Consider the following 14923-nt stretch of genomic DNA (forward strand, 5'->3'; position numbering starts at 1 on the left):
AAATTTTATTAAAAACATAACCAATTGATCTTTAGTTTTTTATTGTTTAAATAATCGATAAAAAGCATATAAATTAGATTAAATGCATTAATTTTATTGTTTATAAGAGAATTTATTATAAATTTGTTGCAGAAACCTACTTAAGTTGTTAGTCGTCCCCAAGTCTAACTATAAGCTTACAAAAAAAGGATAGAAACCCCAAGTCTCTATCCTTTTTATATTTTATAACGTTGAAGTATTTATTCGAAACTTTGCATATCTACAAGTTTTTTATAAACACCATTTTTATCAATAAGCTCTTGATGTTTGCCTTGTTCTACAATTTCACCTTTATTTAAAACAACAATATTATCAGCATTTTGAATGGTTGAAAGTCTATGAGCTATTACAATGGACGTTCTATTTTTCATCATGTTTTCTAATGCAACTTGAACTATACGTTCACTTTCTGTATCTAGAGCAGATGTTGCTTCGTCTAAAATCATAATTGGTGGACTTTTAAGAACAGCTCGAGCGATGCTTAAACGTTGCTTTTGTCCGCCAGATAGTTTCCCTCCAGCATCGCCAATATTGGTTTGAATACCTTCTGGTAAATCTTTAACAAATTCCCATGCATTGGCAATTTTTAAGGCTTCGATTACGTCTTCATCCGTTGCTTCTTGTTTTCCTAATTTTAGATTGTTAACAATAGTGTCGTTAAATAAAATAGCGTCTTGTGTTACAATACCTAGTTGCGCACGTAGAGTGCTTGTTTTTAAATTAATAATATTGATGCCGTCAATTAAGATTTCTCCTTTGTTAACGTCGTAAAAACGTGTAATAAGGTTTGCTATTGTAGATTTTCCACTACCAGATTGCCCAACTAAAGCTACTGTTTTTCCTTTTGAAACAGTTAATGAGAAATCTTTCAAAACATAATCATTTTTATATTTGAAAGAAATGTTTTTGAATTCGATTTCTGAATCGAAACTTGCTTTTTCAAGCGCATTTTCTTTATCTTTTAGGGGGTTGGGAGCATCCACGATTTCTTGAATACGTTCTGCTGCAGCATTACCTTGTTTAAGATTGAAAAGTCCTCTTGAAATGGCTTTGGCCGGAACTAAAATATTGTAAGCAAGACCCATATATGCTATAAAAGAACTTCCGTCAAGCGTTTTATCGACTAGAACTAATTGTCCGCCATACCATAATAGAATAGAGATAACTAATATTCCTAAAAATTCGCTTGCAGGCGATGCTAAATTTTGACGGTTTAATAATTTATTAGAAAAGTGGTAAAACCTTCCTGTAGATTCAGAAAATTTATCATAAAATTCACTTTCCGCATTAAAACCTTTAATAATGCGTAATCCGGTTAAGGTTTCTTCTAAAGTAGATAGGGTTAAGCCTTGTTCTTTTTGAACACGATCTGATTTTCGTTTTAAACTTTTTCCTATTTTTGAAATAACCAATCCTGAAAGTGGAATGAAGATAAATACAAAAATGGTTAACTTTACACTTATTAAAAGCATCATTACAATAGTGAAAATAATGGTAAGTGGTTCACGAACAATAAGCTCTAAGGCAGGAAGCATCGAGTATTGTAAGGTGGAAACATCTGCAGTAACACGCGTCATAATATCTCCTTTTTTCTGTTCGGAAAAATAGGACAGTGGTAATTCTACAGTTTTTTTGTATACGGTATTTCTAATATCTCTAACTACACCATTACGTAAAAACACCATAAAATAATTTGCTAAATAGCCAAATAGGTTTTTTAGTAGAAACAAAACTACAATTAAACCAACTACAATAAGTAGTGCTTTTTGCGGATCATTATCTGTGTGTAAGTTTACTTGATAAGCTAGGTAATCCTTGAAGAAATCTTTTAAGCTAGAAATCCCTTTGTAGATAGGTTTTACAATAGGTTTCATTTTGTCTTTTGTTCCAAACAAAATGTCTAGCATAGGGATTAATGCTATAAAAGATAGTGCCCCAAATAAAGCATAAAACACATTAGCGATAATGTGTCCTATGGCAAAATTCTTATATGGTTTGGCATACCGAAGTATGTTATAAAAATGATTCATCTAAATTGATGCTTATTTTAAGTTATTTGAAACTCTAAATGAGATTCATACTTTTTAAGATGTCTTCCGCTTTAGCGTCAAGTGAAGCTTCTGTAGCTTTAAAATCTTCTACATTAGATAATTTAGTGTTTACACTTACGTAGAATTTTATTTTTGGTTCTGTTCCACTTGGGCGTAATGCTACTTGGCTACCATCTTCAGTATAATAAATTAACACGTTAGATTTTGGTACATCAATAGTTGTTTCTTCTCCTGTAGCCATGTTTTTTGCTATAGAAGAATCGTAATCTTCAATTTTAATAACTTTAGATTCGTTAACAACTGTAAATGGTTTTTGGCGCGCATCAATCATCATTTGTTTGATTTCTTCGGCACCTTGGATTCCTTTTTTAGTTAATGAAATTAATTTTTCTTTATAAAAACCGTGTTCGGTGTAAAGTTTAATTAATTCATTAAAGAAAGAGCTTCCATTAGATTTTGTTATTGCTGCAATTTGGCAAGCTAATAGAGTAGAGGTTACGGCATCTTTATCGCGAACAAAATCGCCAACCATAAAACCGAAACTTTCTTCTCCACCACCAATAAAGTCTAATTCAGGAAAATCATGAATTAATTTTGCAATCCATTTAAAACCAGTAAGTACAATTTTACTTTCAACACCATAAGATTCTGCAAGTTTGGTAAGCATTGGTGTAGAAACTATAGTAGATGCAATAAATTCTTTGCCTTTAATTCTGTCTTCTGCTTTCCATTCTTTAAGTAGAAAATCGGTCATCATTAACATGGTTTGATTTCCGTTTAGTAATTGTAAATCACCATCAGAATTTCGAACAGCAACACCTAAACGATCACAATCAGGGTCGGTACCAATAACGATATCGGCATTTACTTTATCTGCTAATTCTAAAGCCATTTTTAAAGCCGCTGGTTCTTCTGGGTTAGGCGATTTTACCGTTGGAAAGTCGCCATCTGGTACTTCTTGTTCTTTTACAATATGTACATTTTTAAACCCGGCACGCTTTAACGTTTCAGGAACGGCAGTAATAGAAGTTCCGTGTAAAGATGTAAATACAATTGTTAAATCGTCTTTTGCAGCTTGTGTTGCTCCAACAGAACCATTTTTAACAGATGCATCGATAAAAACATCATCAACATCTTTTCCTATATATTCAATTAAATCGTTGTTTGCTTCAAACTTAATATCAGCATAATCTAAATTATTAATTAGGTTAATTACACCACCATCATGCGGAGGTACTAATTGTCCGCCATCTTGCCAGTATACTTTGTAGCCATTGTATTCTGGTGGGTTGTGAGATGCCGTTAAAACAATACCACAATGGCAGTTTAAATGTTTTACAGCAAAAGATAATTCTGGTGTAGCTCGTAAATCTTCGAATAAATAAACTTTAATACCATTTGCAGAAAATACATCGGCAACTAATTTTGCTAATGATTTACTATTGTGTCTACAATCGTAAGCAATTACAGCTTTTGGTGTTTCATTTGGAAACGATTTATGTAAATAATCGCTTAAACCTTGGGTGCTTTTCCCTAAAGTATATTTATTGATGCGGTTTGTGCCAACACCCATGATGCCACGCATACCACCTGTTCCAAATTCTAAATCTTTATAAAAGCTTTCTTGTATGTCTTTTGGATGGTTTGCAATACTATCTTTTATAGTGTTTTGCGTTTCTTCATCAAAAGCTGGAGTTAACCAGGCGTTTATTCTGTCTAAAATTTTTGGTTCAATGTGTATCATATATGTATAATTAGTTGTGCAACAAGTGAGAACAAAAGTAAACAATTGTTAAAGAATAATTTTTAAAAAATGGGCTATTTTGACGCCATTAAAAGTGTTTTTAACTTTTTCTTAATGATTAGGGCTTAAATTTATTTCATCTTTAATTAAATAGCGTGTTTTATCAGGTCTATTTCGTAAAATAATTTCACCTAAAAAACCTGCTACAAAAAATTGCGTACCAATAATCATGGTAGAAAGTGCAATAAAAAATTGTGGACGTTGGGTAATTAATCGGCCTGTTCTATTTAACCATAATTTATCTATACCAAGGTATAGCGCAAATGCAAAACCAATGGCGAACATTATAAAACCTAATGCACCAAACAAATGCATGGGGCGCTTTCCAAAGCGAGATAGAAACCAAATGGTTATTAAGTCGAGAAAACCATGAATAAAGCGGTCCATCCCAAATTTGGTTTCGCCATATTTTCGAGCTTGATGTTGTACTACTTTTTCACCAATATTTGTAAAGCCTGCATTTTTTGAAAGTACAGGAATATAACGATGCATTTCACCATTAACATCAATATTTTTAACGACTTCGTTTTTGTAAGCTTTTAAGCCACAGTTAAAATCGTTTAGTTTTACACCCGATGTTTTTCTGGCAGCCCAATTAAATAATTTTGATGGTATGTTTTTAGCAATAACAGAATCGTAACGTTTCTTTTTCCAGCCAGAAACCAAATCGTAACCATCATTTATAATCATGCTATAAAGATCGGGGATTTCATCTGGGTTATCCTGTAAATCCGCATCCATAGTAATAATAACATCACCTTGTGCTTTTTCGAAACCCGCATGTAAAGCTTGAGATTTACCGAAATTCCTTAAAAACTGAATGCCTTTCACACTTTTATTTTGAGTTGAAAGTGCGGTAATTATTTTCCAAGAGTCATCTTTACTTCCATCATCAATAAAGATAATTTCATACGAAAGACTATGGTTTAGCATAACTTTAGCTATCCAATCGTGTAATTCGGTTAAAGAGTCTTGTTCGTTAAGTAGTGGTATAACTACTGATATATCCATTTATTTTTTTTCAAGTAATAAAATTCAAAAATACTGAAATTATTCTGCGTCAGGAGTGTTTTTTTTCATTGCAGCAGCAACTATTAAACCAATAATACTAAACATAACTAAGTAACCGGCTAAACCTTTAGCGATGTTGGCTAAAGAATAATTGTTTTGAGCTTCCATGTTTTCTACCGTTTGATCGATAATGTCACTTGGTGAATTAAAGCCTTCCATCATTTGTACTGTTTTTTCAATAGTAATCTCTTTTAAAACAGTTGCTGCTTCTGGATCGATAAAGTTGAATAATATATAAGAGACTAAAACACTAATTAGTAAACCTAGCGCAACAGTAATAAAATATGCAGTAAAAGCTTCTTTAAAAGTAGCGTAACTGTTTTGAGCTTGTTTAACCTTGGCTACAGAAACAATTCCGAAAACAATAACAGCAATTAAAATGAAGGCACCTAGCCAAGTATTTGCAAGTAATTCAATATTTACGCCGTAAGGGATTATAGTGATTAGCGCTAAAAAAGCTCCTAAATACAATCCGAAATTAGTAGCGATAGATTTTAATGTTTTTTCCATGATATTTTGATTAAATTATTTTAGTTGAATTGTTAGTGTTCAAAGATACTAAAACGTTACATTTGTAGCAGTAAAAAATAAAATGCAAAAAATATTGTAAATTTATAAAATTTACTTAAATTTGCACTTCCAAAATTGAAAAGAATAAAAAGCATTTAGCGATGAGAAAAGGTATACACCCAGAAAATTATAGATTAGTAGCGTTTAAAGATATGTCTAATGAAGATGTGTTTTTAACAAAATCTACAGCAAATACAAACGAAACTCTTGAAGTAGAAGGTGTTGAATATCCATTAATAAAAATGGAGATTTCTAGAACATCTCATCCTTTTTACACTGGTAAATCTAAATTAGTAGATACAGCTGGTCGTATTGACAAGTTCAAAAACAAATACGCTAAGTTTAAAAAATAAGTTTAGCCTACATTTTATATAAAGAGCCTTCATATTTAATATGTAAGGCTTTTTTGTTTTCTATAATTAGGTTACTTTTGAATTAATAATTTAGAGTTTATTTAGGTGAGCTTTTAACTTCAGACTAAAAATGAATTATATACTTTTTGACGGTCCTTCACGTAATAATTTATTACCTTTTACTTATACTCGGCCTGTTGCTGATATTAGGGTAGGAATATTAACGATTCGTGAAAAATGGGAAAGTTATCTGAGTTGTACTACAACAACCATAACTGAAGATTATTTAGCAGATAAATTCCCGATGGTTGAAATGGAGGTAAATGTTATGATAAATGCATCATACCTTCCAAATGAAGAATTAGTTGAAAAAATTAAAGGGTTAAAAGAAAATGAAGCTATATTTCAAGGTGATGATATTATAGCCTTTTTTGCTGTAGAAGGGCAAGAAGATATTGATTTTGATGATTATCATGCTATTGAATTTGACAGAGAGGTATTAAAAATCGAAAATACTTGGGATATTTTTTCTAAGAATGGAGATGCTATTAAGCAAGATTTTAAATTATTAACTGAAGATAGAACATCGGAACCGATCTCGAAAACCAATAATATTATTGCTCCCGAAAATATTTTTTTAGAAGAAGGTGCAAAACTTGAATTTACAACGTTAAATGCGACTAATGGACCAATATACATTTCTAAAGATGCAGAAATTATGGAAGGCGCTCTCATCCGTGGACCATTTGCGTTATGTGAATCTTCAATTATAAAAATGGGTTCTAAAATTTACGGACCTACAACAGTTGGTCCATTTAGTAAAGTAGGTGGAGAGGTAAATAACTCAGTTATTTTTGGATATTCTAATAAAGGTCATGAAGGGTTTTTAGGGAATTCTGTGTTAGGCGAGTGGTGTAATTTAGGAGCCGATACCAATAATTCCAACCTTAAAAACAATTATGCAGAGGTGCGTTTGTGGGATTACCAAACAGAGGGTTTTGCCAAAACAGGCTTGCAGTTTTGTGGATTAATGATGGGCGACCATAGTAAATGCGGTATAAATACTATGTTTAATACTGGTACCGTTATTGGTGTGAGCGCTAATATTTTTGGTAGTGGATTTCCTCGGAATTTTGTTCCTAGTTTTTCTTGGGGAGGTAGTAGTGGGTTTTCAACGTATTTAACAAAGAAAGCTTTTGAGGTTGCTAAAGTGGTTATGGGTAGACGGAAAATCGAATTAGACCAGCAAGACGAGGCTATTTTAGAGCATATTTTTGAAGAGACAAAAAAATACAGAAGATCATAGCAGGATTATACGAAATTTGTTGATGACTTTTTTTTGAACACTTTTCAGTTATTCAAGTATTTGTATATTTGTTTAAATATCAGTTTTTTATGGTTAAATTTCTAGTCTGTATTTTTTTTATTTGTAGCGGAATAACTATAGCTCAAAATGAAAATTTTATTATTGACAATTTAAGTATCAATAATGAAAACCCACATTTTGGATTAATGCGTGTTAATGATGATATTTTATTTGCCTCTTACGAACTTGATAAAAAAGGTAGAGTAAAGCGAGTCCATGGACAACCTAAATTAACTATATTCCAAGGAGTAATAACTAATTCTGGAACTATTGATAAGGTTTCCCAATTACAAATTGACTCTAAGGCAGGGGTGCCTCAAATTTCTAGTGCGACACTATCTCAGGACGGAAATAAAATTTATATCACAACGGTTTACACAAATAAAAATAAGCCTAAGGTTAGGTTTAAAGAAACTAATTTTCATTTAGAAGTTGGGGAATTTAAAGCGGGCATTGGGTTTACTAATTTTAAAGTACTATCATTTTGTAAGCCAAAATTTTCTTATGCACATCCCGCATTGAGCGCAGATGGAAAAACTTTATTCTTTACAGCGAATATTAAAGGAGGAAAAGCAACGACTAGGGGAGGTTCAGATATCTTTAAGGTCGATATACTAGGAGGCAATTCGTTTAGTGAACCTGAGAATTTAGGAGCTAAAGTTAATTCTTATGGAAAAGAAATGTTTCCATTTATAGCGGAAGATAATACGTTGTATTTTTCATCTAATAGACCTAATGGTTTTGGTGGTTACGACTTGTATAAAAGTACAATGAATGATGACGGTGCTTTTGAAAAAGCTGAAAAATTAGAAAAACCATTGAATAGTAATAAGGATGATTTGTCATTAATAATGAATCGGGATAATACTTCTGGTTTTTTATCGTCTAAACGTTTAAAAGGCAAGGGTGATGATGATATTTATTCATTTAAAAAAAAATAAGTAAGGAATTGGCTATATTGTGAAAAATTAAGTCTATCAATCTAATTTATGCGTATCTTTTTTAAAAACATTTATTTGTTTTCAGTGCTATTTTTTGCAGCTGTATTAATGGATGATTTGGTTAAACAAAGCCTTGATGAAACATTTTATCGCTATATAACCAAAAGTTTAGCAATAGGTTTGTTGCTAGTATATTATATTGTAAACAAACAAGAAAATGTTCCCAAGTTCAAGTCTAATGCCGTAATTGTGGCTTTAGTACTGTTTATTATAGGCGGATGTTTTGGAGTAGTTATGAAAAATAATTTCACGTTTTTCATACTTTCTTTTGTGTTTTTTGTTGGAGGTAAGGCTTTCTATTGCTTGCGCTTAGCTAAAAATCATGACTTTAATTTTAATCGGATAATTCCTTTTTTTCTATTCTTTAGTTTATTTATGTATTTCCTAGTTGATGAAATTTATGATAAATTAGGTGATCAGTTACTTATAATAGTTGCTTATTTTTCTATATCTGTAATCTTGATGGCTTTTGCTTTTATGCGAAAAGAATTTGTTTGCTATAAAAGTTATATTCTCGTATTTTCAGGTCTTTTCCTTTTTGTTATATCAGAAAGTCTGTTGGCTGTTAGGCTATATGGAAGTAATTTTACTTTAAATGGAACATTAGTTGTTGTTTTGTATGAGTTGGGGCAGTATTTATTTGTTATTGGAATATTAAGAGAGGTCTTAATTAAGCCAAAAGAAACTGTTGAAATAATTTAATTAAAATAGATTGCTTAGATTGTTTATACTGAGTAAGGAATACTTATTGGTTGTGAGCTAATACTAATTTTTATCTTCTAGCTTTTTAACCTGTTTTAGTTCTAATAAATTTATTGGGTTTATTCCTAAATCTTTTACGTTTTTTCTTGTAAAGCGTACAACTTCATCATAAAATAAAGGAATAATTGGAGCTTCTTGCATAACTAAGGAATCCATTTTAGAGTAAAGTTTTTCTCTGTTTTTTGGGTTAGTTTCTGTAAAAGCTTGTTCGTACCAAGAATCGAATTTTGAGTTTTTAAAATGTGTATAATTAGGACCATTCGGAGCGAAATTTTTACTATAAAATAGAGATAAATAATTTTCGGCATCGGGATAATCTGCAACCCAACTAGCTCTAAAAAGATCTAATTTGTTATTGGCTTTGGCATCTTTTAAAGTAGCGGCTGGAATAACATCTATGTTTACTATAAGGCCTGTTTTTTGAAGTTCACGTTGTATATATTCGCAAAAACTTAAATAATTTCCAATGGTTGTTATTGTTATTTCTGGATCTTTTTTACCCGTTTCATTTTTATATTGCTCAACTAATTGTTTCGCTTTTTCAGGCTGATAACTAAAACCAACCAGTGCATTGTATCCAGGTAATCCTTTGGGTATAAATCCTCCGTTTGCTGGAATACCAACACCATTACGTAAATAAATCATCATTTTTTTTCGGTCGAAACCATAATTAATAGCTTTTCTTAATAGTTTTGATTGAGTTTCCGAAGTTTGAGAGTCTAAATTAAATCCTAAATATTCTGTATTTAAATATGGGCCACGAATTAATCGTGATGTTTTTTCATACTTATCACGTAATCTACCATCAGCAGTTAAAACTTCATCTTTGTAAGAAGCATCTAAACCAGATACAAAATCTATGTTACCTTGGGCAAATTGCATGAATTCACTTTGTTTGTCTGGTAAAAAAGTAATGGCAACAGCTTCTAAATAAGGTAAGCTATTTCCGTTATAGTCTTTTTCAAAATAAAGTTCATTTTTTCTGAATACCAATTTTATGTTTTCTTCCCAACGTTTAAATTTGAAAGGGCCAGTTCCAATCGGGTTTGCTCTAAAATCAGAATTATAAAATTCTACAATTTCTTTAGGTACAACCGAGCAATACTTCATAGTTAATAAACCTAAAAAGGCAGGGAAAGGTTGTTTTAATTTAATTTGAAATAGAGTATCATTAACAACATTAAATTGGTCTACTTTGTTTAAAATCCAACTTCCTGGTGATGCAATTTGTTTGTCCAATAATCGATTTAAGCTGTATTCAATATCTTTAGCAACTACTGTTCTTGTTGAGTCTTTGCCAAATAGTTTGTGTTTATGAAAATAAACGTCGTTTCTAAGAGTGAAGTTATAGGTTTTTGCGTCTTCAGAAATATGCCAGCTTTTTGCAATACATGGAATAACTTTTAAATTGTTATCCATTTGTACCAAACCGTTAAATAATTGATTTGTTGCCCAAATATCTGCAATATCTTTAGAAAATGCAGGGTCTAGTGAACCTATGTTTTTGTGTTCATTATACCGAAAAACAAGGTGATCTTTACCTTGATTTGAATTGTTTTCACATGAAAAAAAGAATAAAACAGCGCAACTAATTGATAGGTAGTTTATTATTTGACTAGTAACATGTTTTATCATATAACTTATTAATTGTAAATTTGCAGACTTTTTAAGTGTAAAGATAATTTTAAAAAGAGCTTGAAACAAGCAGAGGATAACAAAATATAATGAATAAAAAAGTCGCATTTTATACTTTAGGTTGTAAACTTAATTTTTCTGAAACATCAACCATATCTAGAAACTTTGATGATGAGGGGTTTAGTCGCGTAGATTTTTCCGAAAAGGCGGATATTTACGTCATAAACACCTGTTCCGTAACCGAAAATGCAGACAAACGTTTTAAAACTATAGTTAAGCAGGCGCAAAAGGCAAATCCTGATGCTTTTGTTGCTGCCGTTGGTTGCTATGCGCAATTAAAACCGCAAGAATTGGCAGATGTTAATGGTGTCGATTTAGTGCTTGGTGCCACCGAAAAATTTAAAATAACAGATTATTTAAACGATTTATCTAAAAATGATTTTGGTGAAGTACATTCTTGTGAAATAGAAGATGCGGATTTCTATGTAGGATCTTATTCAGTAGGAGATAGAACACGTGCTTTTTTAAAAGTGCAAGATGGTTGCGATTATAAATGTACCTATTGCACAATTCCTTTGGCAAGAGGGATTTCTAGAAGTGATACAATGGAAGGTGTCTTGAAAAATGCACGTGATATTTCTAAACAAAATATTAAAGAAATTGTTTTAACGGGTGTTAATATCGGTGATTACGGTAAAGGTGAATTTGGCAACAAAAAGCATGAACATACATTTTTAGACTTAGTTACGGAGTTGGATAAAGTAGAAGGTATTGAGCGGTTACGTATCTCGTCTATAGAGCCTAATTTGTTAAAAAATGATACTATCGATTTGGTGTCTAAATCTAGAGCATTTGTACCACATTTTCATATTCCGTTACAATCGGGAAGTAACGAAATTCTTAAAAAAATGAAGCGTCGTTATATGCGTGAATTGTATGTAGATCGCGTTTTAAAAATTAAAGAAGTGATGCCACATGCTTGTATTGGTGTAGATGTTATTGTTGGTTTTCCAGGAGAAACAGATGAGCATTTTTTAGAAACTTATAATTTTTTAACCGAGTTGGATATTTCATATTTACATGTGTTTACTTATTCTGAGCGCGATAATACAGAGGCTGCAGAAATGGATGGTATTGTGCATGGTAGCGTGCGTAGCAAGCGCAGTAAAATGCTAAGAGGTTTATCTGTTAAAAAGCGTCGTGCTTTTTACGAGAGTCAATTAGGAACAACAAGAACCGTTTTGTTTGAAAGCGAAAATAAAGGTGGTTATATTCATGGTTTTACCGAAAACTATGTAAAGGTTAAAACACCATGGAACCCAGAATTCGTTAATACGTTGCATGAGGTCGTACTTACAAAAATAGACGATGATGGATTAGTTAGATTCGATTTTAATAAGCAAGATATCGCAGTGTAACGATAAGTGTTTCCTTTTGAATTGATTTATTGGAGTTTAATCGAGTTTATTTTGAGTTTATTTATATACTAATGTAAGTTTGATAAGAAATATTTCGATACTAAGTCTCGAAATTTACTATTTATGAAAAAATCCCTTAAATTATTTACTTCCTTTTTAGTTGTTTTTCTTTTCATTTCTTGTTCTAGTAAAGATGATAATGAAAATACTGATTTATTAGGTGTTTGGCAAACTAATGAGGTTTTAGCTGAAAAAACAACTACGTTTACCTTGGTTTTTGGCGAAAATAATACTGGCTTAAGTATTTATGCCGTTGTAAATAATACAGGCGAAGAAACATCTAGCTTAGAGCCTTTTAGTTGGGAACTAAACGGAAAAGTAGTTACGCTTTTAGATATTGATACAACTGACAATAATTACGAAATAAATGATGATGGCCAGCTTGTTTTAAATGGTTCTGGAGAAGTGATTATTTTAGAAAAAATATCCGATAATTATTCGCAATATTATTAATGTAATTGATAATTCAATTAAAGCATAAAAAAAACCGAAGCTATAAACTTCGGTTTTTTTTGTTTTCAATTATATGAAAATTAAATTCTTACACCTACTGGTAGCATGCGTTTATACTTTCTATTACTTCTCACAAATTTCGCGATTTCTGGGCAAGTTGGCATAACACTTAAGTTGCGTTCAGCTATTTGATCGAAAACAGCTGCTAAAAATTCATTACTAAAGTTTTCATTCGTAATTTCTTCTGGAATAATAAGCTTAGTTAAAAAAATTTTTCTTTCTTGCAGAGAGTACTCTATTATGGCCAAATGGTCATCGATTTTAATTTCAAATTGACGTAAAAAATCATTGTCAATCAATTCAGCAGCTTCAACCATATCATAAATTTTTTTAAATTATTTACAAACTTAAAATAGTTGAGAACTATTTTGTATAAGTTTGTAGAGCAAAAGTACGAAAAAAAAACGTTATATTATAGATAAATAGAAGTTAATCCCTTATGCATCAAGAGCTAATACACATTTATTTAATGCCAGGAATGGCCGCTAGTCCTCTAATTTTTGAAAACATTAAATTACCTGAAGATATATTTCAAATTCATTTATTAGAATGGATGATTCCTGTTGAAAATGAATTGCTTAGCGATTATGCTTTACGGATGACGAAGCATATAAAACATGAAAACATTGTGTTGTTAGGCGTCTCCTTTGGTGGTGTTCTTGTTCAAGAAATGGCTAAATACATAAAGCCGAGGAAACTCATTATTACATCGAGTGTAAAATCGATGCACGAATTACCTAAACGTATGCTTTTGGCAAAAGCAACAAAAGCTTATAAACTGGTGCCTACTCAATTGGCTTCAAATATTGATGTATTCGAAAAATATGCTGTGGGTAAGGTGGTGAAAAAACGTATTGAACTTTATCAAAAATACCTTTCGGTTAATGATAGTCGTTATTTAACTTGGGCCATAGAACAAATGGTTTGTTGGAACCAAGAGGAACCACCAGAGGGAATTATTCATATCCATGGCGATGATGATGGTGTTTTTCCAATTAAAAATATAAAAAATTGTATTGTTGTTAAAAACGGAACACATATTGCGATAATAAACAAATACAAATGGTTCAATGAAAATTTACCTCGAATTATTTTAGAAAACTAAATAAAAACTTATATTTAAACAAAACTTTTTAAAAATGAAGATAGTACAGAAAGCCTTAGCATTAGTGGGATTATTAAGTTTGTGTGTGTTATTTATTAACGCTTTTCAAGAAGCACCTACCGACGAAAATTTTGAAACCAAATTAATTAACGATTATAATGTTTACGCCTTGCAAGTTCCAGAAAAATTGGATTTTGCAGGTGAAGCCATGCCGCTTGAAAATCCAGATATTTTAGAGCGTATGGATAGAGAATTGTTGGTAAATACGTATTGGCAATCTAATGGATTGTTAATGTTTAAACGCTCTAAAAAATATTTTCCAATTATAGAGCCAATACTTTCAAAATACGGAGTTCCAAACGATTTTAAATATTTAGCCGTAATAGAAAGTGGTTTAACAAACGCTGTATCTCCAGCAGGAGCAAAGGGGTTTTGGCAAATAATGCCAGCAACGGGAAGGGAAAATGGCCTAGAAGTTAACAATAATGTCGATGAACGATATAATTTAGAAATGGCAACAGAAGTGGCTTGTAAATATTTATTAAAGTCGAAAGAAGAATTAGGTTCTTGGACGCTAGCGGCAGCAGCATATAATGCTGGAAATGCAGGTGTTTCTAGACGTTTAAAAGAACAAAACGTAAAAGAGTACTACGATTTGCTTTTAGGTGAAGAAACAGGGCGTTATATGTTTAGGATTGTCGCTTTGAAAGAGATTTTATCGAACCCAGATAAATACGGTTTCAATTTTAGAGATAAGGATTTGTATAGTCCCGTTCCAACTTACAAAGTAGAAGTGGATACAGCAGTAACAGATTTTACTAAGTTTGCCGAAAATTATGGTATTAACTACAAAATATTAAAATTGCATAACCCATGGTTACGCGAGCCACATTTAAACAATAGATCTAGAAAACAGTATTATATCAATATTCCAAAAGAAGGTTATTATAATTAATTAAAGTCTAGTTTACTAAAACAAAAAAGCCAATACTTTTAGGAGTGTGGGCTTTTTTGTTTTAGTAAATGTTTTGTTATTAAAAGGTAAAACTCTTTTTAAAATATACTACGTTAATTTATAGTTTGACTAGCTTACTCTTTATTTATTGCTAGTTATTCTTGTTGAAGACTAACAAGATTAATTAACTCCAACTTAAAGATTTCTGAAATCATGGGGT

The 14923-nt window shown here is 31.4% G+C and carries 14 protein-coding genes; 8 read left to right on the forward strand and 6 right to left on the reverse strand.

All coding sequences use genetic code 11. The annotated features are described in order from the left end of the window. Window positions 1-239 precede the first annotated feature (239 nt). The 4 genes from GQR97_RS11165 to GQR97_RS11180 form a co-directional block, all read right to left on the reverse strand. Window positions 240-2069 (reverse strand): ABC transporter ATP-binding protein, encoded by a 1830-nt coding sequence (locus tag GQR97_RS11165; protein WP_158848386.1) that lies wholly within the window; start codon window positions 2067-2069, stop codon window positions 240-242. A gap of 34 nt (window positions 2070-2103) precedes the next feature. After that, complete coding sequence (locus tag GQR97_RS11170; protein ID WP_199269844.1) at window positions 2104-3834, reverse strand: phospho-sugar mutase; 1731 nt, start codon at window positions 3832-3834, stop codon at window positions 2104-2106. Between the two features lie 111 nt (window positions 3835-3945). Beyond that, window positions 3946-4905 (reverse strand): glycosyltransferase family 2 protein, encoded by a 960-nt coding sequence (locus GQR97_RS11175; protein WP_158848388.1) that lies wholly within the window; start codon window positions 4903-4905, stop codon window positions 3946-3948. A 39-nt stretch (window positions 4906-4944) separates the two neighbouring features. Continuing rightward, window positions 4945-5475: a DUF4199 domain-containing protein gene (locus GQR97_RS11180; RefSeq protein WP_158848390.1), complete on the reverse strand. Its 531-nt coding sequence runs from the start codon at window positions 5473-5475 to the stop codon at window positions 4945-4947. A 161-nt stretch (window positions 5476-5636) separates the two neighbouring features. Here GQR97_RS11180 and GQR97_RS11185 point away from each other — a divergent pair, with 161 nt between their 5' ends. From GQR97_RS11185 to GQR97_RS11200, 4 genes are all read left to right on the forward strand, one after another. Then, window positions 5637-5888, forward strand: coding sequence for a type B 50S ribosomal protein L31 (locus tag GQR97_RS11185; protein WP_158848392.1), 252 nt, complete (start codon window positions 5637-5639; stop codon window positions 5886-5888). 130 nt (window positions 5889-6018) lie between these two features. Further along, a complete protein-coding gene (locus GQR97_RS11190; protein ID WP_158848394.1) occupies window positions 6019-7194 on the forward strand; it encodes a GlmU family protein in 1176 nt (391 codons plus the stop codon). Between the two features lie 89 nt (window positions 7195-7283). Then, complete coding sequence (locus tag GQR97_RS11195; protein ID WP_158848396.1) at window positions 7284-8195, forward strand: TolB family protein; 912 nt, start codon at window positions 7284-7286, stop codon at window positions 8193-8195. A 108-nt stretch (window positions 8196-8303) separates the two neighbouring features. Beyond that, a complete protein-coding gene (locus GQR97_RS11200; RefSeq protein ID WP_158848398.1) occupies window positions 8304-8957 on the forward strand; it encodes a lysoplasmalogenase family protein in 654 nt (217 codons plus the stop codon). Window positions 8958-9020: 63 nt separating this feature from the next. On the opposite strand, the gene GQR97_RS11205 is transcribed toward GQR97_RS11200, so the two are convergent. Further along, entirely contained in the window at window positions 9021-10652 is a 1632-nt protein-coding gene (locus GQR97_RS11205; protein WP_233267525.1) for an ABC transporter substrate-binding protein, read from the reverse strand. Between the two features lie 89 nt (window positions 10653-10741). Between GQR97_RS11205 and mtaB the strand changes: the two genes are divergently transcribed. Further along, window positions 10742-12070 (forward strand): tRNA (N(6)-L-threonylcarbamoyladenosine(37)-C(2))-methylthiotransferase MtaB, encoded by a 1329-nt coding sequence (gene mtaB, locus GQR97_RS11210; protein ID WP_158848402.1) that lies wholly within the window; start codon window positions 10742-10744, stop codon window positions 12068-12070. Window positions 12071-12193: 123 nt separating this feature from the next. Next, window positions 12194-12583 (forward strand): hypothetical protein, encoded by a 390-nt coding sequence (locus GQR97_RS11215; protein WP_158848404.1) that lies wholly within the window; start codon window positions 12194-12196, stop codon window positions 12581-12583. Window positions 12584-12663: 80 nt separating this feature from the next. Here the strand turns inward: GQR97_RS11215 and GQR97_RS11220 are convergent, their stop codons facing one another. Next, window positions 12664-12960 carry an N-acetyltransferase gene (locus tag GQR97_RS11220; RefSeq protein WP_158848406.1) on the reverse strand — a complete coding sequence of 99 codons (297 nt, stop codon included), beginning with the start codon at window positions 12958-12960 and terminating at the stop codon, window positions 12664-12666. Between the two features lie 122 nt (window positions 12961-13082). Between GQR97_RS11220 and GQR97_RS11225 the strand changes: the two genes are divergently transcribed. Next, on the forward strand, window positions 13083-13748 hold the full coding sequence (locus tag GQR97_RS11225; RefSeq protein ID WP_158848408.1) for an alpha/beta hydrolase: 666 nt from the start codon (window positions 13083-13085) through the stop codon (window positions 13746-13748). A gap of 34 nt (window positions 13749-13782) precedes the next feature. Continuing rightward, window positions 13783-14703: a lytic transglycosylase domain-containing protein gene (locus GQR97_RS11230; protein ID WP_158848410.1), complete on the forward strand. Its 921-nt coding sequence runs from the start codon at window positions 13783-13785 to the stop codon at window positions 14701-14703. The last annotated feature ends 220 nt before the right edge of the window (window positions 14704-14923 follow it).

The sequence above is a fragment of the Algibacter sp. L1A34 genome (genome assembly GCF_009796805.1).
GTDB lineage: Bacteria > Bacteroidota > Bacteroidia > Flavobacteriales > Flavobacteriaceae > Algibacter.

Bases quoted from the DNA above. Each gene is read 5' to 3' on its own strand.
- GQR97_RS11185 (WP_158848392.1), top strand. From the start codon at position 5,637: ATGAGAAAAGGTATACACCCAGAAAATTATAGATTAGTAGCGTTTAAA.
- GQR97_RS11215 (WP_158848404.1), top strand. From the start codon at position 12,194: ATGAAAAAATCCCTTAAATTATTTACTTCCTTTTTAGTTGTTTTTCTT.
- GQR97_RS11180 (WP_158848390.1), bottom strand. From the start codon at position 5,475: ATGGAAAAAACATTAAAATCTATCGCTACTAATTTCGGATTGTATTTA.
- GQR97_RS11230 (WP_158848410.1), top strand. From the start codon at position 13,783: ATGAAGATAGTACAGAAAGCCTTAGCATTAGTGGGATTATTAAGTTTG.
- GQR97_RS11195 (WP_158848396.1), top strand. From the start codon at position 7,284: ATGGTTAAATTTCTAGTCTGTATTTTTTTTATTTGTAGCGGAATAACT.
- GQR97_RS11190 (WP_158848394.1), top strand. From the start codon at position 6,019: ATGAATTATATACTTTTTGACGGTCCTTCACGTAATAATTTATTACCT.
- GQR97_RS11165 (WP_158848386.1), bottom strand. From the start codon at position 2,069: ATGAATCATTTTTATAACATACTTCGGTATGCCAAACCATATAAGAAT.
- GQR97_RS11220 (WP_158848406.1), bottom strand. From the start codon at position 12,960: ATGGTTGAAGCTGCTGAATTGATTGACAATGATTTTTTACGTCAATTT.
- GQR97_RS11175 (WP_158848388.1), bottom strand. From the start codon at position 4,905: ATGGATATATCAGTAGTTATACCACTACTTAACGAACAAGACTCTTTA.
- GQR97_RS11200 (WP_158848398.1), top strand. From the start codon at position 8,304: ATGGATGATTTGGTTAAACAAAGCCTTGATGAAACATTTTATCGCTAT.
- GQR97_RS11205 (WP_233267525.1), bottom strand. From the start codon at position 10,652: ATGATAAAACATGTTACTAGTCAAATAATAAACTACCTATCAATTAGT.
- mtaB (WP_158848402.1), top strand. From the start codon at position 10,742: ATGAATAAAAAAGTCGCATTTTATACTTTAGGTTGTAAACTTAATTTT.
- GQR97_RS11225 (WP_158848408.1), top strand. From the start codon at position 13,083: ATGCATCAAGAGCTAATACACATTTATTTAATGCCAGGAATGGCCGCT.
- GQR97_RS11170 (WP_199269844.1), bottom strand. From the start codon at position 3,834: ATGATACACATTGAACCAAAAATTTTAGACAGAATAAACGCCTGGTTA.